We start from the raw sequence: 22,252 nt of genomic DNA, 5'->3' as shown, positions 1-22,252 counted from the left end.
TCGCCTCAATGGCCTGGGGTGTTTAGCAGATCATCATAAAGGGCATCGTATAGATCGAGCGCCGATTCCCAGCTAAGTGCTGCGGCACGTGCAAGACCACGCGACCGCATTCCAGCGACGCCCTTCCCGGCCAGGATGGTGCGAGCGTTGTGGATCATGGCTTCGCGGTCGTCCGGGTCGAAAAGGAGTGCCGCATCTCCCACCACCTCGGGCACCGACGATCTGCTGGTAGCCAGCACGGGTGTACCATGCTGCATCGCCTCAAGCGGCGGAATCCCGAACCCCTCGTATAGCGAAGGAAAAAAGAAGAACTCGGCCTCAGCATAAAGAGCAGATAAGGTGTCGTCGTCGACCCGCCCAAGATTAACCATCCTGGCCTCCAGCTGGTGAGCCGCTATCGCACGGTGCTCGTCTGGCGAAAACCGGGCTCCTACCACCACGCATCGAATGTCTTCCGCGAGCGCTTCAAGCAGCCAATATACGCGGTCAAAACCTTTGCAGGAACCACGATGTCCTACATACAGTATGAAGCGGCCCCCGCCGACTTCTGCGGGCAGGGGTGCGACCAGAGCGCTGGTATCGCGTGGGTCTACCCCGTTTGGGATCACCTCGATGCGCTTCTTCGCGCAAAACGGATAATGTGACAGCAGGTCACGACGTGTGGCATCTGACACGCAGACCAGACAATCCGCCTGTCGAAGAGCGCGAGATTTCTGCCAGACATGTACCGTTCGGGCGAAACTGTTCTCGAACTTCTCATAAATAAGGTCATGAACAGTGGCTACGTTTATCGCGCCGGGGCTGTGATTGCTTCGATAGTAGCTGGAGTGGAAAATGTAAGGTTGCGCGCCGAAGCGCTTACCGAAGTCGAGGTAGCGTGAGATCTCGATCGGGAGGCTCCGATCGCCTAGAACTCGATCAGCCGGCAACGCTGGCTCAAACACGCTGCGCCGCCGATTTTGACGCACAAAGAGCGTGTCTTGCCGCGTCGCCTGGCGCTGGACAATTTTGGACCAGAAGCGACCGATGCCACCGGTCTGCTGCAAACCAAATATGATATTGTCAAAAACTCGCCGGGTGGGCTGCCGAGCAACTGATGTCACGCGCTGCTTCCCACGACAAGCCCAGACGGAGAGGGCGCGGCCGGCGAAGTAAATCTTATAAATATACGAAGAAAAGAAGCGACCACCATCAGCTGAGCTATAAACTTCAGCAGAACTCCGAAGTCGTTGCGCAACGCAACCACGAATGCCACATAAATCATCGGTGCCATCGCCGAGAAAATACCCACGGATCCAACACGACGAGCACTGCGATTGAGTGCGCCAATGATCCACCCGAATAAAGCAAACGCCATAATCGCCCACCAATCGAAATTCTGAAACATTTCGGCCAACATGGAATAGCCGCCATTACGCACATCCGCAATGTGGACGAGTGCATCATATGCATCGCTCTTTACAACATCAATACCGATTAAGGTTCTGATCGGAGACGGGATCACCAGCCAAAGAGAATTCAAAAACGTGAATGATTCTTGCAAAATGTAGCGGTGCTCGATTGCGCCACCCAAGAAGTTGTTCAGCGTAACGCTATACTCTATGGAAAATAGACCGTTGATCAGCAGCTCGGTGTCGTCGGGGATGCCTAGTCGCCCGAGGACGATCACATTGGGGGCGACAAGTGCAACGAGGAGCACTGCAATGTACTGCAGCCGAATTCGGTCCTGGGTCCACATCAGATAGGCGAATACCGGTATCGTGGCGAACTCGAACACGCGCGAGCGGGACTGCACGACGATGATTGAGAGCGCGTACGCGACCAATATGATCTGCAGCAATCTAAATTGCGGCGAAGTGAACAGTACCTTGGGAGGCACATTCAAGGTCAAGAAGGACAGGCAAAGCAAAAATACAGCTCTAAGCTCAAACACGAAAGCGCTGGACTCGAGCGTCTCCGCCATCGTTTGATATTGGAAATCCGAGTAGAAGGCCAAGGTGAAATTGGCGATTATCTGTATTATTGCAAACAGGGATCCGACGCGCATTATCATTCGTATGCTGTAGTCACTGACCGGGGGGCGATCCGCATCCGTGCTGCGAATGGCGTAGGCGCGGCCATAGCTCATGGCGAATGCCGCGGCGCAGAGAACGGTGAACAGCAGGCTCAGGGCCGCGATATGCCTGTCGAAAAGATAAGACTGAGTAAATTGAAAGAAATTTGCCTCATAGGTGTTGAACAGCAAATTTCTTATCAAGAACTGTGCGTGCAATATGAACAGCATCGCCAGAATGAAAAATAGCAGCATGGGCGGTAGGGTCTCGCTGTCCGGGCGGTTCGAATTTGCTTAGCCGAAGCGAACTGCGCATGCCAGCCCGTGGTTCGCGCAGCGGCGCCTACACTCCGCCATGAAGGAGCCTGACGATATACATCCAGCCCGCGCTGGACTTGATGGGAGGGATCGAAAGCGCTTCCGCCATGGTCGCCCCGTCGAGGAGTTGGCCCCACCGTTTCTGCGCTGCGCCTAGCTCATGGGCCAACAGGTGGCGCGTCCATCGTCCCCACCGTTGGGGCACCGAGCCGCGCTCGATCAGGCTCGATCGGAGGCGGTAGTTCTGTAGCAATACCCCTCGCAAGGTCTCGGGCTTCATGGTCTCGTTGACCTGAATTCGAACCACGGCAAGCGGCTCGGGCACCTGCCAGAAATTGGTACGAATGGCCAATCGAATGTTCAGCGCGTAGTCCGCGATCGGTGCATCGCCTGGGTTGAAACCGCCGAGATCCACCACGCTGGCCCGACGGTAAAGGGCGCCAAGCGAGCTGCCAGCAATATTTGCCCAAAACAATCGTGCCGGTGTCAATCGGATTTCGGACCGTCCCTTGAACCGTGCCCACTGGACGAGTTTGCTGTGAAGATCTGCTTTCCAGCCGCGATAGGGGTTCCGAATATCTCGTAGGTCCAGAACGGCGCGCTGACAGATCAGCGCCTCCAACTCCGGTTGAGAGTCAACCTTCGCCATCATAACGTCCAGAAAGTCTGGCCTGAGAAGGTCATCGTCATTGAGTACCGACACCCACTCGCCGCGTGCCAGGTGAAGGCATCGATTCCAATTCGGAAAAATACCAACGTTATCTGCATTAACGTAGTACCGAAGCCTTAAGTTCGGGTATTCGTACAGCATCTTCAGAGTTGCTTCGCGACTTTCGGGTGAAGACGCATTGTCTACGATTACTACCTCGTAATCGTGTTGGCCGGCTTGTGCTCGAGCGGACTCTATTGCTTCTTTCAGAAGCGTGGGCCGATTATAGGTAGGAATGGCAATCGTAACGCGAGGCGGGCTGTCCTGCTCGCCCTGGCTGTAGACGAGTTTGCAAGGCGCCTCCCCGAGATCGAGCATCCCGCGAGACGACGGCTTCCGGTGCGCGTCGGCTTGAGGGCGCGACAGTGAATTGAGAATTGCGCCCGACATCAAGATTGGTCCTCCGCGGAACTCTTCCCGACCTGCAGCACCTCTTGCTGCTTCAACATCGCATCCCGCCAGACATCATTGAGTTGCTCGATCTTTGGGCGTGAATAGCTGCGCTCGCGTTCAAAGCGCTTCATTTCCAATAATATGTCATAGATCATATTGTAAAAACAGAAGTAGAATCCTTCAAGTCCAGCCTTGTGTCCTCCCCGTACAAAGTAGTTGGAGAAAAAAGTTCTAAAAAGTCGCGCAATCATGCGGGCAGGGCCCGCCGATGACCCTTGGGCCAATTCGATATCCGAGTAGCGTTCTACGCTGCTCATCATCGTCTTGGTGGAGTTCGCTATGAATTGATGAACAAAAAATCGACTGCTATCGAGATGGCATACGCGGCCTGGCAGGACCGTCAGGCGGCCGAAATGGTGAATTTTGTTGCCCGTGAAATCGACTGCCTCTTTGCGGAAGAGGCGGGGCAGGGCGCCTCCTGCGAAAGCATCGTAACAAAACCGTCCATAAAAATAGTTTTTCTTCGAAATGCTGACAACGTCGTATTTGTCGCTTTCGACCAATGAAATCAGGTGGTTCAGCATCTCGGCAGAGAGCATTTCGTCCGCATAGCCCCAGTATATCCAAGGCGTGCTCACAGCGGCCTTGACCACCTGCGCCGTGACCTCATCCTCGACCCAGCCAGGGTTTTTGTTGAGCAATACGCGCGCGCCAAGTCGCTGCGCGATCTCACGCGTGTCGTCTGCACTGTGGTTGTCCACGACGAGCACCGGGCCGCTGTCGCGGAGGTTCAGAAGCACCCGCTCGATGCGCGACGCTTCGTTGTAGGTGAACACGACGAAGGTGACCTGATCGGTTCGCGTCATCATCATCTTCTCCGACGCTCGAGGAACGTGAGACTGGCGAGCACTGCAAGTTGTGATAGGAGCAGAGGCGCGGCGATAGCGTCTGCCCGGTCGGGCGCATAGGTCAAGGCGAGCGCGTAGCCGATTGCGGCGATCACCGCGCCCAGGGCGGCGCTTGCGACCAAATTGGTCGTCGTTCCACGAAGCGTGGCCCGCACCACCATCGCGTTGAGGATCAGATTGGCACCCTGCATCAGCACGCCAACGACGATCAGATGGGCAAAGGGTACGTAGGTGGCGGAGGTGATCAACCGGATCAGCAGGCTGGAAAATGCCCAACCAATCAGCGCAACCGCGACGGTCAGGCCTGCTGCGAGGCCGACGTAGCTGCGGAGGAATGCGCCCTGCGAGGCATAGAGGCGCGGGGACAGGATCTGCGAATAGATCTGGGAAGCAGCTGCCATGCCGGAGGATCCGACGTTGACGACCACTGCAAAGATTGCTGCCGCACCCGGATTTCCTGCCCATTGGTATACAAGCCTATAGGATTGGGTCTGCACAAGGTCCGCGGCCGCCGCGAAGGAGATCGGAAGCGAGGTGCGGCCAACGGTGCCGATCGCTGGAACTTCGGTATGGGGCTGAAATTGCCAGTCCAGCTTCCGCGCGGCGAACAGCAGCAGGATGGCGAGAACCGCGGCCAGCGCGAGGCCAGAACTGTAGAACAACAACGCGCCCTCTGGACGAGCAAACAGAGTGGTGAGGAGAAAGGCGCCGACGCGCCCGACGGATTCCACCAGCAGCATCGCTGCGACGAAACTGGAATGACCGCGGTTGTTCAGCAAATTCCGCAGGCTGGTGCAGCCGAACAGCAATGCCGCTATCAAATATAAGCCGATCAATTCAGTCAGCAGTAACTGTCGGCAGGCGATCAACGCGGCACCCAATCCCGCTGCGAGAACCAGGGCTCCGCCCAGCATCAGCGCCGTGAGCCGCAGCATAGGACGCAAGGGAAGCGCATCCCCAGCCTTTGCCGCATAAGCCTGTAGATAAAAGTCGAAAGGGATGAAAATCAGCGCGTTAAGCAGATAGGAGGCAGTCGTTAGATAGAAGAAGCGGCTGAGCGCTTCCGGCGCCATGCTGGTAGTGTACACTTTAACATACACAACCCCGATCAGGATTGCCGCCAGCCGCAAGCCTGCCACAAGCCCATAGCCGGCCAACTTCCGAACGACAGGCGAGGAACGCGCGATCATACGTCGACACGGACCGGAGCGGATGTGAGAGAAATGCTGTCCGCGGCTTCGTCGATCACCGCATCAAGGGAAGAGCGCATCGTTGCACCCAGTGCCCGGATCCGCTCGACATCCGGAACATAGCGCGATCGCCCGGCATTGGCGGGAGCACTGCCGAAGACGATCTCGCGCCCGGGGCTCAGCCTGTCCCGCACACACTCGGCGAGCCGGGCGATTGACACCGGTTCATCTGAACCAACATTGTAAGGAGTACCCGCCGCTCCGTGCTGCAGCAGCAGCATAAGAGCCTGTGACATGTCGGCGCCGCTAAGGTAGGAACGCACCGCACTGCCATCTCCCTGCACCTGCAGTGGCTCCGCACCCGTCGATAACGCATCACGAACAAGGTTTCCCAGCGCATAGGGGCCGGATCGGGCGTGTGCCGGCTGCCGAACGCGAACAACCGCGCCGTAACGACCGGCAGCCCGTGTTCAGTCCAGAACGCAGTCGCGAGTTGCTCAGCCACCCGCTTGGCTTGACCGTAGGTGCTGCTGGGCCTCGCCGGGTCGGGCGCGCCGCAATAGGTCTCCGGGATCCGTTCGACCGCTGCCGGCTGGGGGCCATAGATCGCGCCGGAACTGAGCAGCAGGAACCGCGGCGAACCGGCGCGCCGGGCGGCGCGCAACACGCGGGCGGTCCCCGAGACGATCTGATCAATCCATTCGACGTGTCCGGCATCAGCATGCGTGTCCGCAGCCGCGTGCACCACGTGGCTGACATCATCCGGCAGGTCGGGGATCGCGCCAATGTCACCGGTCTGCAAGTCAAGCCAGGGTAACGAGGCAAAGAGCGGATAGCGCGCGCGAAACGCGACAGCATTTCGCGTGAGGACCGTGACGCGGGGTCCTTTTGCTTCCTGCCGCCATCCCTCCGCCAAATGATCCAGCAGTGTGCGCCCTACCGAGCCGGTGCCCCCTGTGAGATATAGGTGACGGATGTCAGGGGCGCGTGGCTCAGCCATTGCCAACGAATGCCTGGATACGCTCGGTGACGCGAGTGACATCCAGGCCGTGCTCATGGAGCAGATATTCGTAAGACCCCGCGTGCTCGGAAAAGCGATCCTCAACCCCAATGCGCAGGATCCGGAGCGGGTTGAGGGTCGAGCTTTCCTCCGCGATCAACGCGCCGAGCCCGCCCATCATCGAGTGTTCCTCAATGGTCACGATCTGTGTTGCGGCTTCATAAATCGGCACAAGACCGGCGCCGGAAAAGGGCTTGAGCTGCGGCACGCTCCAGACGGCGAGATCGGTGAGGGCATCGGCAACGCGCAAGGCCGTCCAAACCATGGAGCCAGTTGCAAGTACGGCAGTCCCGCCCGGCTTGCCAGGTTTGAGCAGATGGAGCTGCTCAAGCCCGGCAACGAGCGGGCCCTGGTGCACGTCCCCGCGGTCACTCTTTCCCATCCGCAAATAAACGGGACCCCCCAGGTCGTGGGCGCGCCGCATCGATGCTTTCAGCTCGTGACGGTCGGCGGGCGAGAGTATCGTAAGGCCCGGGATAGCGCGGCAGCAGGCGATGTCTTCCAGCGACTGGTGGCTCGTGCCGAGATAGCTGTAGACGAACCCGGCCCCATCCCCGATAAAGACGACGGGCAGATCATCGTGCGCTACGTCGATCTTGATTTGTTCGAGTACCCGCACCGGCACAAATGCGCTCAGGCCATAGACGAATGGGCGGAAGCCCATGCGCGCGAGTCCGGCGGCCATGCCGACCATGTTCTGCTCGGCGATGCCGGCATTGATAAAGCGGTCGGGGTGCAGCGTCCGGAATTGGTCGAAGAGCGCGTAGCCGTGATCGCCGGTAAGCAACAGGACGCGATCATCCTCGTTCGCAAGCTGGACGAGCGCGTCGGAAAAGGCCTCCCTCATCGTGCGGCCTCCAATTCGGCAATCGCCTGTTGATACCGCACGTCGTCAAGCCGCGTATAGTGCCAGATGTTGTCGTCTTCCATGAACGACACACCCTTACCCTTGATCGTACGCGCCACGATTGCTTTGGGACGTCCGGTGCCGTTGGTGCGGAGTGCCTCGAAAGCCACGTCGAGCGCTTGCTCGTCGTGGCCATCCACCGTGACAGCATCAAAGCCGAAGCTTTCGAACTTCTGTTCCAGCGAGCCGAGCTGCAGCACCGCCTGGGTCCGCCCCATTGCCTGCCAGCCATTCTCGTCGACGACTACGGTCAGATTGCCGAGCGCGTTGTGGCCGGCGAACAGCATCGCCTCCCAAATCGGGCCCTCATTCATCTCACCGTCGCCCACGATCGCGAAGACACGTTGGTCGGTACCGCGCCGGCGGGCGCCGAGCGCAATGCCGACGCCGACCGAAAGGCCATGACCCAGCGACCCGGAGGTCACTTCAAGACCCGGAATACGCGAATCCGACAGCCCCTTGAGCTGCGACCCATCCGAGCAATAGCCGGAGATCTGGTCGTCCGTGATCCAGCCGAGTTCGCGCATGCAGGCATATTGCGCCATCACGCCATGCCCCTTGCTCAGCACGAGATAGTCGCGATCCGCCGCCCGCGGGTCGTCGACCGTTACGCGCAGGTGACTGCGATACAGCACAGCCATGATGTCGATGATGGAAAAGGCGCAGCCGATATGCACCGTCCGGCCGGCGTAGGCCATGTCGAGCACGGTGCGACGGAGCTGCTGAGGGTCAAACCGCATGTTGCGTCTTGTCACCATCGTCCGGACCTCAGAAATTTACCCCGAAGAAGGATTCGATCGAGGTGCAGATATGATCCAGCATCGGCTCGGTCAGTCCCGGGTACACGCCCACCCAGAAGGTATTGTTCATCACCATGTCGGTGTTCTCGAGCGAACTCGCGACGCGGTAGTTCAGGCCCTTCATATAGGGCTGGCGGGTGAGGTTCCCAGCGAACAGCAGGCGCGTGCCGATCTTTTGACCTTCGAGGAAATTGAGCAGGTCAACGCGCTGGACCTGGCTGTCGGGCCGGATCGTCATCGGGAACCCGAACCATGAAGGATCTGAGTTCGGCGTCGGTTGCGGCAGCCGTAGCTGCGCCTCGCACGAAGCCAGCCGACCTTTCAGATAGTCGTAATTGGCGCGCCGCGCAGCAACGAACTCGTCGATCCGGGCGAGCTGGGCGAGCCCACAGGCCGCCTGCATGTCGGTGATCTTGAGATTGTAGCCGAGATGCGAATAAATGTATTTGTGATCGTAACCGAACGGGAGGTCGCCGAGTTTCCAACAAAAGCGCTTGTTGCAGGTGTTATCGACGCCCGGCCTGCAATAGCAATCCCGGCCCCAATCGCGGAACGATTCGGCGATGAGTTTGAGTTCGGGATTATTGGTGAATACTGCGCCGCCTTCACCCATAGTTATGTGGTGCGCCGGGTAAAAGCTGAGAGTTCCGATATCGCCGAACGTGCCGACCATCTTGCCGTCGTAGGTGGCACCCAGCGCGTCGCAGCAATCCTCGACCAGCCATAGATTGTAGCGATCGCAAAGCGCGCGGATCACACCGAGATTGTAGGGGTTTCCCAGAGTGTGAGCGAGCATAATCGCCTTAGTGCGGGGCGTGATCGCCTGCTCGATGAGCGAGGCGTCGACATTGTAGGTGTCCAGATCGACGTCAACAAACACCGGAACTGCGCCCGCCTGAAGGATCGGGTTGACGGTGGTCGGGAATCCTGCCGCCACGCCAATCACCTCGTCTCCCGGCCGGATCGCGCGCTCCCCCAGGCGCGGCGAAGTGAGCGTCGAGAAGGCGACGAGGTTCGCCGACGAACCTGAATTCACGGTGATCAGATAGTCGACGCCGACGAACTTGGCCAAACCGGCCTCGAACGCGTCGTTGAAACGGCCGGTCGTCAGCCATCCGTCGAGCGACGCGTCGACCATCGCTTTCAGCTCGGCAGCGCCGATCACCTTGCCCGAGACCGGTACCGACGTTTCCCCGGGCACGAAGGCACGCGGGGCGTAAGCGGTCTCCGCATATTGATCGACAAGCGCCGCAATATCGACGCGCAGATCATCAGTCGAGGCCATGCTCATTCCTTACATTTCAGATATTCACCGATCTGCAGCTCGCAGAGGTGTCGCGTGTCCTCGCCGGTTGCCCAACCCCGGTGCCAGGCCACGATCATTTCAAGCGCCCGGCCGATCGGCCAGGTCGGATGCCAGTCGAGATACGTTCGTGCCTTGGAGATGTCCAGCTTGAGGAAATTGGCTTCGTGCGGCTGCGGCTCCGTCGAGGTGACCCAGGATGCGCCGCTCCCATAGCTGGCGGCAAGCCTGTCCGCGATCTCACGCACTGGCAGAGCGTCGCCTTCGGCAGGCCCGAAATTCCACGCCGAGGCGGCGGCCTCATCCCCGACGAAAAGCCGCTCGGCGAGAACGAGATACCCTGACAGGGGCTCCAGAACATGTTGCCAGGGCCGTATTGCATTGGGGTTGCGAACGAGCGCTGGATTGCCCGCCTCGAAGGCGCGCAGCAGGTCGGGAACGATACGGTCCTTCGCCCAGTCCCCGCCGCCGATGACATTACCTGCGCGCGCGCTCGCCAGCCCGATTCCGCGATCGGCGAAATAAGACCGGCGCCATGCCGAGGTGACGAGCTCGGAGCAGCCCTTGCTGCTGCTGTACGGGTCGTACCCGCCCATGGCCTCGTCTTCGCGATAGCCCCAGACCCATTCGCGATTTTCGTAGCATTTGTCGGTGGTGACATTGACCACGGCGCGCACGTGATCCGCGCGGCGGACGGCGTCGAGGATATGGACCGTGCCCATCACGTTGGTGGCATAGGTCTCCACCGGGTCGCGATAGGATTGGCGGACCAATGGCTGGGCAGCCAGGTGGAGGACGACTTCCGCCTCGGAGGCGGCGAGTGCTGCATCGACCACCGCCGGATCGCGGATGTCGCCGATCGTCTCACTCATTCCGGCCGCCACCCCGGCCGCGTTGTAGAGGTTGGGAGCCTCGGGCGGCGCGAGCGCAAGGCCGTGCACCTTGGCCCCCATCATCTGCAGCCAGACCGCCAGCCAGCTGCCCTTGAATCCAGTATGGCCGAGCAGCAGCACCCGCCGCTGCGACCAGAAGGCGGGATCAGGCCGAACAGGCATCACCAGGTCTTCCACGGCGCCGCGCCAGCGCTCCACATCCCTTCGAGATGCTGCTTGTCGCGCAACGTGTCCATCGGCTGCCAGAAGCCGTGATGCTCATATGCCATCAGCTCGCCGTCCTCGGCGAGGGTGGTCAACGGCTCCTGCTCGAACACGGTCGCGTCGTCCTTCAGGCGGCCCAGCACCGAGGGAGAGAGCACGAAGAACCCGGCATTGACCAGTCCACCATCTCCTTTAGGCTTCTCCTGGAAGCTGGTGACGTGACCCTCATGCAGCCCGAGGGCGCCGAAGCGGCCGGGAGGAGCTGCCGCCGTGAGCGTCGCCTCGCGCCCATGCTCGCGATGGAAGGCGATGCTCGCGGCAACGTCGATATCGGCTACCCCGTCCCCATAGGTGAAGCAAAAGCCTTCCTCATCGCGAACATGTTCGGCGACGCGAAGCAGCCGCCCTCCAGTCATTGTAAGTTCGCCGGTATCGACCAGCGTTACCCGCCACGGCTCAGCGCGCCGCTGATGAACCTGCATTTCGTTATTCTGGATGTCGAACGTGACGTCTGACATATGAAGGAAGTAGTTCGCGAAGTATTCCTTGATAAGATAGCCTTTGTAGCCACAGCATATCACGAAATCATTCACGCCATGCGACGAATAGATCTTCATGATGTGCCAGAGGATCGGGCGACCGCCAATTTCTACCATCGGCTTCGGGCGTGCTGCGGTTTCCTCGGCGAGTCTCGTGCCGAGGCCGCCAGCGAGAAGGACTGCTTTCATGATTTGCCCCTATTGCGATCTGACGAACGCATCGTAATAAAAACGATGTTCCGGGTGACCAGAAGACTTTAACAACGCCCCAAGATCAGCGATCATATCATTGGAGCCGCAGGCGTACACGTCGACGCCTTCCATGCTCGTGTCGAGCGCCTCGATCTGGTGCTGGACATAGCCGGTCGCGCCCGACCAGGTTGCATCTGGCCTGGAAAGCACAGGAATAAACTCGATGGGCATTGCCACCTGGGACGGATCCCAATTGAAATCGAGCCTCGTCCGATTTCCCCAGATCAGGGTTGTTGGCGGAAAGGGGGATCCCGCAGCCGCAATCTCCTCGAGCATTGCCTTCGCCGGCGCAATACCCGTGCCCGTACATAGTAGCAGTAATCGCTCGCACGACATTTCGCGCAAGAAGAAGGTGCCGAGCGGCCCTTCTAGGCGAAGCAGGTCGCCAACAGCGGCTTGTTCGAACCAATAGGCACTCATGACGCCCCCCGGATACCGCCGGATATGGAGCTCGACGGTGTTGTCGGCGCGTGGCGCATTGGCGAGCGAATAGCTGCGTCGCACGGCGCCGTGGATAACGTTGACGTGCTGCCCTGGCAGAAATTTGAGCGGAAGCGTCGGCGGCAAACGGAGCGTCGCCACTAACAGATCGTCGCTGTGGCGCTCGAGGCGGCCAATTCGACAGGGCAGGATCTTGCTCCGCAGTCCCGCCAATCGATCGAGGGATTCGACACCGAGTTCGACGTCGTCCACGGCCGTCCGGCAACAGGTCAAAACCTTGCCGGCCTGGGCATCTTCGTCGCTCAATCCCTCTTCGTGGCGAACAACTCGCGTCGTACCCGTCGCATCAGCGATGCAGACGCCGCAACGACCGGTTCGACAGCTGTGCTCGAGAACTACGCCTTGACGCAGTGCGGCATCGAGCAGGATTTCGCTTTCGTCCGCAGAGAAGGAGCGGCGATTGCGCAAGGTTACGGTTGGCAAGGCTCGGCTCACACTTGGACGGAGCGGCCGCCTATCATCGCTGCCTGAATTGCGCAAGAATAAGGCGGCAGGCACGTTGGCGCGCTGGACCGCGGGGCGTCGCCCCCTTAGTAGAGTGACATGACAACAATCAGCCGAAGGCGGGCAATACAGGGCTTTCTGGCCTCGGCGGTCGGTGCTTGCTGCGCAGGCGGAAGCGCCGCAAAACAGGCGAGGGTTTTACGACCCGAAGCATTCGGCGCAGCCGGCGACGGTGTGGCAGATGACGGGCCAGCGTTTCGTCGTGCGTGTCGCGAAGCATTTCTCACCGGGGGTACGCTCGTCCTGTCTCCCCGCCGCTACCGGGGTGCCCGCCTCGAGGTCCACGGGAGCTTCGATGTCGAGGGTAACGGCGCTACGATCGACTATCTCGGTGTGGGCAACACCCCGATCCTTGGCAGAGGGCGTGCGAAGGCGGCTGTGGCAACGGCATGGCCGGCGACCGACAAAGACGCTCTGGCTCACCTGTATCCAGTAAGCCAGCGGCGTCTGCTACGCCCGGCGGCAGCCGGCGCGACCTCGCTGAACCTAAACGACCCGGCCGGATTGCTGCCCGGCGATTGGCTATTCCTCGCGCAGCATCCGACGTCGATGTCTTCTCCGGACAACTTCATTCCCCGCGATTTCGAGTTTGTCGCTGTTGCGTCCGTCAACCAGACCGGTGTCGCGCTTCGGCAACCAATGCGAACGGACATGAGTAACGCCGCTGCGGTGTTCCACTGCCGGGGAATCGCGCATGACTGCACGATTTCGAACCTGGTGATCGCTACCGACGTGGATGCCTATCAGCATGTGATCCGCTCCGCGATCAACGTCACGCTGGAGAACATCGTCTTCGCCGGGCATTGTGCAGTGGGGGCGAGCACTTTCTCTGACGGCCTCGCCTATCGTCAATGTCGCGCGACCAACGCGTATGGCTGCTTGTCCATAGCGAGGGGGAGTCGCAACGTGCTCGTCGATGGCTTCGAGTACGCTTCGAAAACTACGGGCATGGCCGAGCCTTTCGCGGTATTCGTGGAGGAGAGCTTTTACGACATCGTCATCCGGCGGGTGCAAGCAACCGGGGGCGGTTTCTCGATCCGCGCAGTCGACCTCGACTCCTTAAGCACGCCTCGAAGGCTTACGCTTGAGCGGAGCAGTTTTCGTTCGGACAACGCCAACGCAGGCCCGACCGGGGCTCTTCACGGCGCTGTGGCAATCGGAACCGACATCAGCGTGTCGCAGACTTACTTTCGCGGCCACGCCATAAGGCCGGACAGCCAGTTCTATCCCGGTGTGGTGGAGCCGGCCGTCACCTGGATGGCAACCATGCAGACGACCGACCGCCTCCGCTTCGACAATTGCGTTTTTCAGTCGGACAACGGCGGAAGAGCCTTTGCCGGCGGTAGCGGCTTCTTGGCACGCTTGTCACTCGATCCCCGTACAAATCGATTTCTAGGCTGCGAAGGCCCACGCGTCGGCTGACACCCGGTCGCCCCAACAGGCGATAGTGCCATTGACTTGAGCGGTCGTTGTCGCCGAGTTGACCATTCTTACCCGTTCTGGAGTGCGCGATCTTGTTTGGCAATGATCCTGCGAAGCGTCGATCTTCCTATTCTCGGTTGGGCGCCAGCACTCGTGCAGCGCCGGGAACGGGGCGCCACGCAGCAGCAATCCGTTGGTTGCACACGCAAAATCTAGGCTTCCTGGCCTTTCTCGTGCTTCTTGCCGGTGCTTTGCTGGCGGGCGGCGCCTCAGCTGCCGCGGCGCCCGGTCAGCCTGCGGTCCGACTTGTTGCGTTCGCTTCGCTGCTCCTCGTCACGTTGAGCGGCTTGTCACCGGATTGGCGACGCTATCGGGAACTCTTTTTGCTGTTAGGAGCGATCCTTGGTTTGGTGGCATTGCAACTCGTGCCGCTTCCTCCAGCGGCATGGACTATGCTGCCAGGGCGAGCGGCTCTGGTCGAGGTCGCACGCGCGACCGGCAATCTGGACAGTTGGCGACCACTCGCTACGGTGCCGGATGGCGCCTGGAACGCGCTCTTCTCCCTGGTCGTGCCTGCGGCGGCACTGATTGGCTTCGCCTGCCTTTCTGATCGGCAGCGGGCTATGACGGTCCCGCTGCTCCTCGGCGTGGTTGCGCTGAGCGCGCTGCTCGGGCTCCTGCAAATATCCGGAGAACAGATCAGCAGCGGCGTTGGGGTTCCTTTCGGGGAAGCGTCGGGGCTGTTAGCAAATCGCAACCACCAGGCGCTGTTGCTCGCCATCGGTATTCCTCTCACGCTGCACACCGCCATCCTGGAGGATCGCCTTGACCGGGGCCGCTCAGCGCTGGCGGCTGGTTTGATTATCTTCTTCATCCTTATGATAGTTGCGACGGGTTCACGCGCTGGCCTAGCGCTCGCTCTCGCCGCGCTGCTCGGCGGGATGCTGATCAACCGCGCCGGATTGCGGCGCGTCTGGAAAGGGATCCCCCCTCCGGTCGCGATTATGCTCAGCGCAGGACTGGTTGCGCTCATCGGCGGCCTTGTCTTTCTTACCATGTTGGCCGGCAACGCAGAGGCTGTGTTCCGGCTGTTCGCGATGGGCGTGGGCGAGGATATGCGCGCGCGGGCGCTGCCTACGCTGATGGAGATGATTCACGAATCCTTTCCGGTCGGCTTCGGCTTCGGGTCTTTCGATGCCATGTTCCGGATCCTCGAGCCTTCGGTGTTACTGAAGCGGACATACTTCAACCACGCCCATAACGATTGGCTCGAGATCGTTCTCGATGGCGGGCTTTTCGCCCTGCTGCTGCTGCTCGCGGCGCTGGGTTGGTGGCTCTGGTCTGCTACCCAACTGCTTCGGTCGGGAGCGCCGGCTGCCAGCCGACGCGGATTGCTGGGGGCGCTCGTCCTCCTGCTGATACTGGCGGCGAGTCTCGTCGATTATCCTGCACGCACGCCATTGATGATGATGGTGACAGTCATCGCAGCCTGCTGGCTTAGCGATGGCAGCCGCCGGCCCGCCGAGAATGTGCAGCCTTGATCTTCTTTACCAATCGATTGGTGATGCCTATGGAGCAAGCTCTTCCCCAAACGGAAATTTGCTCTCTCCATGCGTAAATTTGTTCTCGCATTCGCCGTCGTAGGAGTGCTGTCCGGGTGCGCCCGTACCCCCGTGCCGGTCAGCTCGCCAACGCTTACGGTGCTAGGGGGTTCTAAGCTGTTGCCTGCCCCCGAGCGCGCCGATTTGATCGCGCCCGACCGTCCGAGCCTGATCGGTCCGCTCGACACTATTCGGGTCAACGTGTTCGACGTCTCGAACCTTGGCGGCGAGTTCCAGGTAGACGCCAGCGGCCGTATCGCGATGCCGTTGATCGGTACGATCGACGCCGGCGGCAAGACCTCCGAGGAGTTGGCATCGTCGATAGAGCAGGCGCTGCGCCGCCATTACGTCCGCAATCCGGACGTAACGGTAAATATCCGCAGCTCTGTCAGCCAGGTGGTCACCGTAGAGGGTCAGGTGACCGAGCCGGGGCTTTATCCTGTCACCAACCAGATGAGCTTGATGCGGGCTATAGCCTCCGCCAAGGGCATGACGGAATTTGGTTCAGACAGGCAGGTGGTGATTCTGCGAACAGTCAATCAACGACGTATGATCGGACTGTACGACGTTACTGCGATCCGACGTGGCGTGTACGAGGATCCGCCAATTTACGCCAACGACATCATCATTGTCGGCGATTTGCCCCAGCGGCGCCTTTTCCGCGACATCATTGCTGTGTCGCCGCTGCTGCTTACTCCGCTGATCGCCGTTCTTCAGTAAAAGGCTCAGTCGATGAATACCCTCACTCCGGCTGGCTTTGGCAGCTTCGTGCCAGTCGCGTCGTCCAACGAGCCTCGGCAAGACATCGGCCGCGTTCCGCTCATACGTCAGTATCTACGGATGGCGGTGCGTCGCCGCTATGCGATCATAGGTGCAGTAGCGGCCTGTTTGCTTGCCGGTCTTGTAATCACTTTGTTGATCACCCCCAAGTATACAGCTTCAACCACGCTCGAGATCTCGCGGGAGTTTAACAAGATCACCGATATCCAAGGGGTGGAGCGGGACGCGAGTGTTGGCGACCAGGAGTTTTATCAAACGCAGTATGGATTGCTGCAGTCGTCCTCGTTGTCCGAGCGCGTAGCGCGTCAGCTTCGATTGGATGAAGATCAGTCCTTCTTCGCCATGTTCGGCGTGAAATCGCAGGCGCCAGAGTTTGCGGTCGTCAACGGGCGTTACCGAGCTGACGGTCGGGCTGCGCGTACTCGCGTCGCGGGTGCGATTCTCCTCAACGTTGTGTCGATTGCGCCGGTTAGATTGTCGCGCCTCGTCGACATCAAGGCAACCAGTCCGAATCCGGCCTTTTCCGCCAAGGTGGCGAATGCTTGGGCGACCAACTTCATCGAGGCGACGCTTGAGCGTCGCTATCAGGCGACCTCATACGCTCGCAACTTCCTTGAGCGACGCCTCAGCCAGCTTCGTGCAAGACTTGAAGACTCGGAGCGACAGCTTGTCAGCTATGCCTCGAACCAGGCGATCATCAATCTGCCCGGAGCTGGGGGTAGCAACGGCGAGCGCGCAAGTGAACGTCCATTGCTGACTGAGGACCTTTCGACGCTAAATACCGCGCTCGCGCAAGCGACTGCGGATCGCATACAGGTGCAGGCCCGTTTCGAACAGGCAAAGGGTCGAGCGACCACCGAGAGCTTGGGCAACGCTGCGATCAATTCCTTGCGCCAGCGTCGCGCGGAGCTGGCGGCGGATTATCAGAGGATGCTGGTTCAATTCGAGCCTGAATACCCCTCTGCGAAGGCGCTAAAGTCTCAGTTAAACCAGCTCGACGCCAGCATAGCGCGAGAAGAGGGTCGCGTAAGCAGCTCGCTTGAGACCGGATACCGCGAGGCTCTGGGGCGCGAGCAGGGGCTGCAGGTCCGCGTCAACGAGCTGAAACAGTCGCTCCTGGATTTGCGTCGGCGCAGCATCCAGTACAACATCTTCCAACGTGAGGTGGATACCAACCGTCAGCTATATGACGGGCTGCTGCAGCGCTACAAGGAGATCGGTGTCGCCAGTGGCGTCGGCGTTAACAATGTTGCAGTGGTCGATCAGGCGGATGTACCGAACCGTCCGTCGAGCCCGCGGCTCTTCCTGAATATGATTATCTCGCTCTTCGCCGGGCTGGTCCTTGGCGGTGCACTGGCACTGGCACTTGAGCAGGCGCAGGAGTTGATCGACGAGCCCGCTGAACTCACAAAGCAATTTGGCCTGCCGCTGCTCGGCTCCGTCCCCAAGACCAACGCTGACCAGACACCCCTCGAGGCGCTTCAGGATCGCAAATCCGAACTGTTCGATGCCTATCTCGCAATTCAGGCAAATCTTCAGTTCACTACCGAACACGGAGTGCCGCGCTCGCTCTCTGTTACGAGCACCCGGCCGGCTGAGGGCAAGTCGACCAGCGCCCTTGCGATCGCCACTACCCTCGCTCGCGGGCGCAAGCGGGTGGTGCTGCTGGATGGCGACATGCGTTCGCCATCTGTGCACCATCTGGTGGGCATGTCGCATTCATTTGGACTTAGTAATTACCTGTCGGGATCGGATGACGTCGCGTCGCTGCTGGTTCCGGTAGAGTCCCTCGGCCTGACGGTGATGACGGCCGGGCCCACGCCGCCGAATGCAGCGGAACTCCTGACAGGCGAGCGTTTCGGGAAACTGATCCACACACTGCTTGATCAGTTCGATCATGTCGTGGTGGACTCGCCGCCCGTTATGGGATTGGCGGACGCGCCGCTGATAGCGAGCCGGGTCGAGGGCGTCGTGTACGCGGTCGAATCGCACAACATCCGAGCGAGCATCGTACGACTCGCACTCGCTCGTCTGGCGAGCGCTAATGCCCACATGCTAGGAGGCATTCTGACCAAGTTCGTCGCCCGCAAGTCGTCCTATGGCTACGGCTATGAGTATGGCTACGGCTATGGCCGTGAAGGCGGACAACCCGGGGCTGCGGGAGCGAACTGACGTGGCGCAGCGGCGACGCCGGTCGCGAGTACGCTACCTGGTTCGCGCGCTAACCGGCGGCCTCCTGGTTATGGCGGCAGTTCAAGTCACCCGGCATTCTGTGGCGACGACGCTGATCAAGGCAAATCCGGCTCAAGCTGTCGGCATCGCGCCCTGGCATGCTGCAGCGCGTGAAGCCTTGGCATCGGAGACCTTTGGTGCTGGCAGTTCGCCGAGCCGAAACCTCTTTGCGGAACGCGAAGCAAGGCTGGCACTTGGTCTAGACCTGACGAGGTCTCGCGCCCTGCGTGTAGTCGCTCAGCAGGCTGATCTGACGGGTCGCGCCGATCTGGCGCGCACCCTTTTCCGTCTGTCCGAGAATCTTTCACGGCGCGACTTGATCACAGAGCTCTGGCTGATCGAAGATGCCGTACGGCGGAACAATACTGGCGAAGCGCTTGAGCACTACGACTATGCCCTTCGCACCACGACAGCTGCCGAGTTGATTCTGTTCCCCATCCTCGGCGCAGGAATCCCCGATGTCGAGATTCGCCGGGAGTTGCTTCAGTTGCTGAAGCAGGATTCCCCCTGGCGGGAGGCCTTTCTAAGCTATTCGGTCGGGATATCGGACCCCAGGCCTACGGCGATGATGTTTCAAGAGTTGGCGCAGGCCAAAATCGCCATTCCGACCCCGCTCCTGGCCGCCCTCGTCAATCGGTTGATTGGCGCGGCGGAATTCGAGGGGGCGTGGAGTGCCTATTCGTTGTTGCACCCGAAAGAGCGCCGGGAGCAAGTCCGGCAGAATCGTTTCGAAGCGCAATCGATTACTACTCGCCTGGACTGGGTAGTTGAAGACGAGTTCGCAGATGCTGCTACCCTTGGCGAAGGCCTGGTGCTTGCAGTTCCTTCAGGCGCGAAAGGCAGAGCGGTCCGCCAGCTTCAGCTTCTCCCCACCGGCCGCTTTCGCCTTGCGGGGCGGGTGCATGATGTAGTTGGTGCTGCGGGGGCGTCGCTCCTGTGGCGCTTGTCTTGTGCCGACGGACGGGAAATCGGGAAAGTAACTGCCTGGCGGCACGGCGAGACGGCTGCCGACTTCGCCGGATCTGTGGTCGTACCCTCCGGTTGCAATGCCCAATGGCTCGACCTGATCGTGGATTCAGGGGCGGAAGAGACGGATCTTACCGGCGCAGTGGAGTTCATCTCACTGAGAAGGGAGTAAATCTAGGGGCGTTGCCATATCCGATACATCAGCTCCGCGAGCCCACGTGCGTATGACCAGCCGAGCACCGTTCCGATGCGTTGCCGAACCCTCCGCGCCGTCTCCGGCTTTGCGAGCCAGATCGGAGCCAGCACGTCACGGATCAGCGGCCCCTCGATCTCGCTGACCAGACGATCGAAGGCTCGGAAAGGCGTAGGTCTTGAGGGTCGCGATCCACTGGTTCTGATGCTTGCCGTTCTTCCAAGCCTTCTCGTGTTCCCCGTGGACCAGCTCGGCCGCCTTGCGTAACGTCGGGATCTCGATTCGCTCCTGCTTCCGCTCCGCGACAGGGTCGATCCCTTGGGCGACCTTGCTCCGCATGACAAAGGCCGCTTCTCGCGCGTCCTTCAGCAGACGGACTTCGCTGAGCCAAGCCCGAAGTCCCGGCGGATCCCACCTGTCTGGAGGCGGAGGATCCAGCTCGCGGCACCCTTGCCGTTAATTTCGAGGAATAGCCCGTCGCCGTCAGAATTGCGGCCGGGCTCAGATGGCGAGCGGATCTTACCCGCAGTCAGCTTTCCCATGGCATCTCACCCATTCTTCCCCACACTGAGCTTGGGATCCGGTAGGATTCAGTGAAATGCAGCGGCACACGAAAACCGCATATTTCTGCGGTTTCTAGCAATTTATGAGGGTTTTGGCGAGCCCGGAAAGGGGCGTAAGTGGCGGAGCGGGAGGGATTCGAACCCTCGATACGCTTTTGGCGTATACTCACTTTCCAGGCGAGCGCCTTCGACCACTCGGCCACCGCTCCGCATATCGCTGGAAGGCGCGGCCCTACCGTGTGGCGGCGGGCTAGGCAAGCGGCGTGGCGCATGCCAGTCTCCACGCATGCTCAAGCCCGTCCTCGCGCTCGCCGCGCTCGCCCTTGCCGGTCCCTCCCTCGCCCAGACTGCCGCACCGGCGCCGTCGCCTGCCGACGCAGTCGATGCGGACTGGCGGACGATCCCCGATGACGAACTGCTGGTGATGACGCTGCGCGGCGGCCACCAGGTCTTCATCCGCCTCGCGCCGCGCTACGCCCCGGCGCATGTCGCCAATATCCGCAAGCTTGCCGAGGCGCATTGGTGGGATGGCACCAGCGTCTACCGCCTCCAGGACAATTATGTCGCGCAATGGGGCGGGGGCGACGACAAGACCGTGCTGCCGCCGACCGTGATCGCGAACCCCCCGGCCGAATATGAGTGGAGCCGCTATGACGGCGTCACCACGCTGGCCAAGCCCAATTCCTATGCCGCCAAGACCGGCCACAGCGCCGATGGCTGGCCGCTCGCCAGCGATGGCAAATCGGCCTGGCTGACGCACTGCTATGGCATGGTCGGCGTCGCGCGCGACATGGCGCCTTCAACCGGGAGCGGCGCCGAACTCTATGCGGTGATCGGGCATGCGCCGCGTCCGCTCGATCGCAATATCGCGCTGGTCGGCCGCGTCGTCGAAGGCATCCAATGGCTGTCGAGCCTGCCGCGCGGCACCGCCGATCTCGGCGTCTATGCCACGCCGCCCGAGCGAACCCCGATCCTCTCGGTCCGTCTCGCCAGCCAGCTGCCCGAAGATGAGCGCCCGCATTTCCAGTATCGCGCCACGGATAATGCGCGCTTCGCTGCATGGCTCAAAGGGCGCGAGAACCGCACGCCGCCCTTCTTCACGGTGCCGGCGGGCGGGGTCGATGTCTGCAACGCCCAGGCGCCTATCCGCCGCCGGCCGGCGTGATCGAGACCCAAAGTTGACACGGTCGGCGAGTGCGGCGAGCGCCTGCTTCTTCACCATACGAAGCGCGGCGAGGCTACGCATGGCCCAGCCAAGCAGGTGAAATCCTACATTGCTAGCCCGTAATACGGGTGCCGGCGCGTGGGATCCGGGTCTTGGGCCGACTAGCCGAAGCGCGCGAACGCAGTAGCCGTCCGCGTGCCGACACCGCCTAGGGGCTTATTTGCCGACCCAATCGGCGACTTCGCCCGCCACCTTGTTGGCAGCCTGGTTGAGCGCCGCGCCGACGACGGTCGATTCGACTTCGGTCACCGGCACGCGCGCCTCGAAGCGGCGCTTCTCGACGACGGTCTCGGGCCCGCGGATCAGCGCGGCGTCATAGGTCACCACCGCTTCCTTGGTGTCGGCATCGACGCCGAAGGTGCGCAGCTCGCCCTGGAGATAGGCGCCGGGATCGAGCTGCGACTGGCGGGTGCTCAGCACCAGCCGGCCCGTCGTGGCCGTGATCGTGTCGGCAAGGACGCGCTGGAACAGCTGCGAGGGCCGCTCGACCCATTGCGCATCCTTGACATAGGCGATCGCGGTGCCGCCCGAACGAACCGGAACGCGGCCCGAAGACAGTTCCTGCGGGACCGAGGGCACTGCCACAGTGATCGTCGCCGCGACGTTGGACCGCTGCGATTCGCCCACCGGCAGCGTCACGCTTGGCTGCAGCGTGAGCAGCGATTTGGGCGGCTTGGCGCCGAAGGAGATGCAGCCGGCAAGCGGGACCAGGAGGAGCATAGAGAGCTTCTTCATC

General features: G+C 60.9%; 22 protein-coding genes, 1 tRNA gene and 1 pseudogene. 6 read left to right on the top strand and 18 right to left on the bottom strand.

The window, feature by feature from the left end; translation table 11 throughout:
• Window positions 1–5: 5 nt before the first annotated feature.
• The 13 genes and pseudogenes from AB2M62_RS16970 to AB2M62_RS16910 all read right to left on the bottom strand — a co-directional run bounded on the left by AB2M62_RS16970 (window position 6) and on the right by AB2M62_RS16910 (window position 12,453).
• Entirely contained in the window at window positions 6–1,103 is a 1,098-nt protein-coding gene (locus tag AB2M62_RS16970) for a glycosyltransferase family 4 protein (protein ID WP_404335688.1), read from the bottom strand.
• On the bottom strand, window positions 1,100–2,308 hold the full coding sequence (locus AB2M62_RS16965) for a hypothetical protein (protein WP_404335687.1): 1,209 nt from the start codon (window positions 2,306–2,308) through the stop codon (window positions 1,100–1,102). Before AB2M62_RS16965 ends, AB2M62_RS16970 begins: the two co-directional genes overlap by 4 nt.
• A gap of 88 nt (window positions 2,309–2,396) precedes the next feature.
• Window positions 2,397–3,470: a glycosyltransferase family 2 protein gene (locus tag AB2M62_RS16960; RefSeq protein WP_404335685.1), complete on the bottom strand. Its 1,074-nt coding sequence runs from the start codon at window positions 3,468–3,470 to the stop codon at window positions 2,397–2,399.
• A complete protein-coding gene (locus AB2M62_RS16955; protein ID WP_404335684.1) occupies window positions 3,470–4,339 on the bottom strand; it encodes a glycosyltransferase in 870 nt (289 codons plus the stop codon). The genes AB2M62_RS16960 and AB2M62_RS16955 overlap by 1 nt, the downstream gene beginning before the upstream one ends.
• Window positions 4,340–4,341: 2 nt before the next feature.
• Window positions 4,342–5,571 carry a hypothetical protein gene (locus AB2M62_RS16950; RefSeq protein WP_404335682.1) on the bottom strand — a complete coding sequence of 410 codons (1,230 nt, stop codon included), beginning with the start codon at window positions 5,569–5,571 and terminating at the stop codon, window positions 4,342–4,344.
• Complete coding sequence (locus tag AB2M62_RS16945; RefSeq protein WP_404340074.1) at window positions 5,568–5,852, bottom strand: hypothetical protein; 285 nt, start codon at window positions 5,850–5,852, stop codon at window positions 5,568–5,570. Before AB2M62_RS16945 ends, AB2M62_RS16950 begins: the two co-directional genes overlap by 4 nt.
• A 12-nt stretch (window positions 5,853–5,864) precedes the next feature.
• Window positions 5,865–6,571 (bottom strand): annotated as a pseudogene (locus AB2M62_RS16940) (NAD-dependent epimerase/dehydratase family protein); the annotation flags it as partial.
• Window positions 6,564–7,478, bottom strand: a complete 915-nt coding sequence (locus tag AB2M62_RS16935) for a transketolase family protein (RefSeq protein WP_404335680.1) — start codon at window positions 7,476–7,478, stop codon at window positions 6,564–6,566. The gene AB2M62_RS16935 and the pseudogene AB2M62_RS16940, both read right to left, overlap by 8 nt.
• Window positions 7,475–8,278 (bottom strand): transketolase, encoded by an 804-nt coding sequence (locus AB2M62_RS16930; protein WP_404335678.1) that lies wholly within the window; start codon window positions 8,276–8,278, stop codon window positions 7,475–7,477. The genes AB2M62_RS16935 and AB2M62_RS16930 overlap by 4 nt, the downstream gene beginning before the upstream one ends.
• A 28-nt stretch (window positions 8,279–8,306) precedes the next feature.
• Complete coding sequence (rfbH, locus tag AB2M62_RS16925; protein WP_404335676.1) at window positions 8,307–9,623, bottom strand: lipopolysaccharide biosynthesis protein RfbH; 1,317 nt, start codon at window positions 9,621–9,623, stop codon at window positions 8,307–8,309.
• 2 nt (window positions 9,624–9,625) lie between these two features.
• On the bottom strand, window positions 9,626–10,732 hold the full coding sequence (rfbG, locus tag AB2M62_RS16920) for a CDP-glucose 4,6-dehydratase (protein ID WP_404335674.1): 1,107 nt from the start codon (window positions 10,730–10,732) through the stop codon (window positions 9,626–9,628).
• A complete protein-coding gene (gene rfbF, locus AB2M62_RS16915; RefSeq protein WP_404335673.1) occupies window positions 10,696–11,466 on the bottom strand; it encodes a glucose-1-phosphate cytidylyltransferase in 771 nt (256 codons plus the stop codon). Before rfbF ends, rfbG begins: the two co-directional genes overlap by 37 nt.
• 9 nt (window positions 11,467–11,475) lie before the next feature.
• Window positions 11,476–12,453 (bottom strand): FAD-binding oxidoreductase, encoded by a 978-nt coding sequence (locus AB2M62_RS16910; RefSeq protein ID WP_404335671.1) that lies wholly within the window; start codon window positions 12,451–12,453, stop codon window positions 11,476–11,478.
• A gap of 120 nt (window positions 12,454–12,573) precedes the next feature.
• Here AB2M62_RS16910 and AB2M62_RS16905 point away from each other — a divergent pair, with 120 nt between their 5' ends.
• The 5 genes from AB2M62_RS16905 (at window position 12,574) to AB2M62_RS16885 (ending at window position 19,707) form a co-directional block, all read left to right on the top strand.
• On the top strand, window positions 12,574–13,956 hold the full coding sequence (locus tag AB2M62_RS16905; RefSeq protein ID WP_404335670.1) for a hypothetical protein: 1,383 nt from the start codon (window positions 12,574–12,576) through the stop codon (window positions 13,954–13,956).
• 197 nt (window positions 13,957–14,153) lie between these two features.
• Window positions 14,154–15,497 (top strand): O-antigen ligase family protein, encoded by a 1,344-nt coding sequence (locus AB2M62_RS16900; RefSeq protein WP_404335668.1) that lies wholly within the window; start codon window positions 14,154–14,156, stop codon window positions 15,495–15,497.
• A 180-nt stretch (window positions 15,498–15,677) separates the two neighbouring features.
• Window positions 15,678–16,277 (top strand): polysaccharide biosynthesis/export family protein, encoded by a 600-nt coding sequence (locus AB2M62_RS16895; RefSeq protein WP_404335666.1) that lies wholly within the window; start codon window positions 15,678–15,680, stop codon window positions 16,275–16,277.
• A 12-nt stretch (window positions 16,278–16,289) separates the two neighbouring features.
• Window positions 16,290–18,509, top strand: a complete 2,220-nt coding sequence (locus tag AB2M62_RS16890) for a GumC family protein (protein WP_404335664.1) — start codon at window positions 16,290–16,292, stop codon at window positions 18,507–18,509.
• Window positions 18,466–19,707, top strand: coding sequence for a hypothetical protein (locus AB2M62_RS16885; protein WP_404335663.1), 1,242 nt, complete (start codon window positions 18,466–18,468; stop codon window positions 19,705–19,707). Before AB2M62_RS16890 ends, AB2M62_RS16885 begins: the two co-directional genes overlap by 44 nt.
• 2 nt (window positions 19,708–19,709) lie before the next feature.
• Here AB2M62_RS16885 and AB2M62_RS16880 read toward each other — a convergent pair whose 3' ends face one another.
• The 4 genes from AB2M62_RS16880 to AB2M62_RS16865 all read right to left on the bottom strand — a co-directional run bounded on the left by AB2M62_RS16880 (window position 19,710) and on the right by AB2M62_RS16865 (window position 20,500).
• Complete coding sequence (locus tag AB2M62_RS16880; protein WP_404335661.1) at window positions 19,710–19,841, bottom strand: phage integrase central domain-containing protein; 132 nt, start codon at window positions 19,839–19,841, stop codon at window positions 19,710–19,712.
• 1 nt (window position 19,842) lies between these two features.
• Entirely contained in the window at window positions 19,843–20,067 is a 225-nt protein-coding gene (locus AB2M62_RS16875; protein WP_404335659.1) for a hypothetical protein, read from the bottom strand.
• Between the two features lie 26 nt (window positions 20,068–20,093).
• Window positions 20,094–20,270, bottom strand: a complete 177-nt coding sequence (locus AB2M62_RS16870) for an Arm DNA-binding domain-containing protein (RefSeq protein WP_404335658.1) — start codon at window positions 20,268–20,270, stop codon at window positions 20,094–20,096.
• A 139-nt stretch (window positions 20,271–20,409) separates the two neighbouring features.
• Window positions 20,410–20,500, bottom strand: a tRNA-Ser gene (locus AB2M62_RS16865).
• Window positions 20,501–20,577: 77 nt separating this feature from the next.
• Between AB2M62_RS16865 and AB2M62_RS16860 the strand changes: the two genes are divergently transcribed.
• Window positions 20,578–21,456 (top strand): peptidylprolyl isomerase, encoded by an 879-nt coding sequence (locus tag AB2M62_RS16860; RefSeq protein ID WP_404335656.1) that lies wholly within the window; start codon window positions 20,578–20,580, stop codon window positions 21,454–21,456.
• Between the two features lie 216 nt (window positions 21,457–21,672).
• Here the strand turns inward: AB2M62_RS16860 and AB2M62_RS16855 are convergent, their stop codons facing one another.
• The gene (locus AB2M62_RS16855; RefSeq protein WP_404335655.1) at window positions 21,673–22,251 is read right to left on the bottom strand and encodes an ABC-type transport auxiliary lipoprotein family protein; all 579 of its coding nucleotides are present in this window, start codon (window positions 22,249–22,251) and stop codon (window positions 21,673–21,675) included.
• Window position 22,252 lies beyond the last annotated feature (1 nt).

This window comes from Sphingomonas sp. MMS12-HWE2-04 (assembly GCF_044881185.1).
Taxonomy (GTDB): domain Bacteria; phylum Pseudomonadota; class Alphaproteobacteria; order Sphingomonadales; family Sphingomonadaceae; genus Sphingomonas.
This window is presented reverse-complemented; position numbering and strand designations above follow the sequence as displayed.

Coding starts and splice junctions, on each gene's coding strand:
- rfbH (WP_404335676.1), bottom strand. CDS start 9,623: ATGGCCTCGACTGATGATCTGCGCGTCGATATTGCGGCGCTTGTCGAT.
- AB2M62_RS16905 (WP_404335670.1), top strand. CDS start 12,574: ATGACAACAATCAGCCGAAGGCGGGCAATACAGGGCTTTCTGGCCTCG.
- AB2M62_RS16965 (WP_404335687.1), bottom strand. CDS start 2,308: ATGCTGCTATTTTTCATTCTGGCGATGCTGTTCATATTGCACGCACAG.
- AB2M62_RS16875 (WP_404335659.1), bottom strand. CDS start 20,067: ATGCGGAGCAAGGTCGCCCAAGGGATCGACCCTGTCGCGGAGCGGAAG.
- AB2M62_RS16935 (WP_404335680.1), bottom strand. CDS start 7,478: ATGAGGGAGGCCTTTTCCGACGCGCTCGTCCAGCTTGCGAACGAGGAT.
- AB2M62_RS16870 (WP_404335658.1), bottom strand. CDS start 20,270: ATGGGAAAGCTGACTGCGGGTAAGATCCGCTCGCCATCTGAGCCCGGC.
- AB2M62_RS16860 (WP_404335656.1), top strand. CDS start 20,578: ATGCTCAAGCCCGTCCTCGCGCTCGCCGCGCTCGCCCTTGCCGGTCCC.
- rfbF (WP_404335673.1), bottom strand. CDS start 11,466: ATGAAAGCAGTCCTTCTCGCTGGCGGCCTCGGCACGAGACTCGCCGAG.
- AB2M62_RS16930 (WP_404335678.1), bottom strand. CDS start 8,278: ATGCGGTTTGACCCTCAGCAGCTCCGTCGCACCGTGCTCGACATGGCC.
- AB2M62_RS16885 (WP_404335663.1), top strand. CDS start 18,466: ATGGCCGTGAAGGCGGACAACCCGGGGCTGCGGGAGCGAACTGACGTG.
- AB2M62_RS16955 (WP_404335684.1), bottom strand. CDS start 4,339: ATGACGCGAACCGATCAGGTCACCTTCGTCGTGTTCACCTACAACGAA.
- AB2M62_RS16950 (WP_404335682.1), bottom strand. CDS start 5,571: ATGATCGCGCGTTCCTCGCCTGTCGTTCGGAAGTTGGCCGGCTATGGG.
- AB2M62_RS16945 (WP_404340074.1), bottom strand. CDS start 5,852: ATGCTGCTGCTGCAGCACGGAGCGGCGGGTACTCCTTACAATGTTGGT.
- AB2M62_RS16855 (WP_404335655.1), bottom strand. CDS start 22,251: ATGAAGAAGCTCTCTATGCTCCTCCTGGTCCCGCTTGCCGGCTGCATC.
- AB2M62_RS16890 (WP_404335664.1), top strand. CDS start 16,290: ATGAATACCCTCACTCCGGCTGGCTTTGGCAGCTTCGTGCCAGTCGCG.
- AB2M62_RS16960 (WP_404335685.1), bottom strand. CDS start 3,470: ATGTCGGGCGCAATTCTCAATTCACTGTCGCGCCCTCAAGCCGACGCG.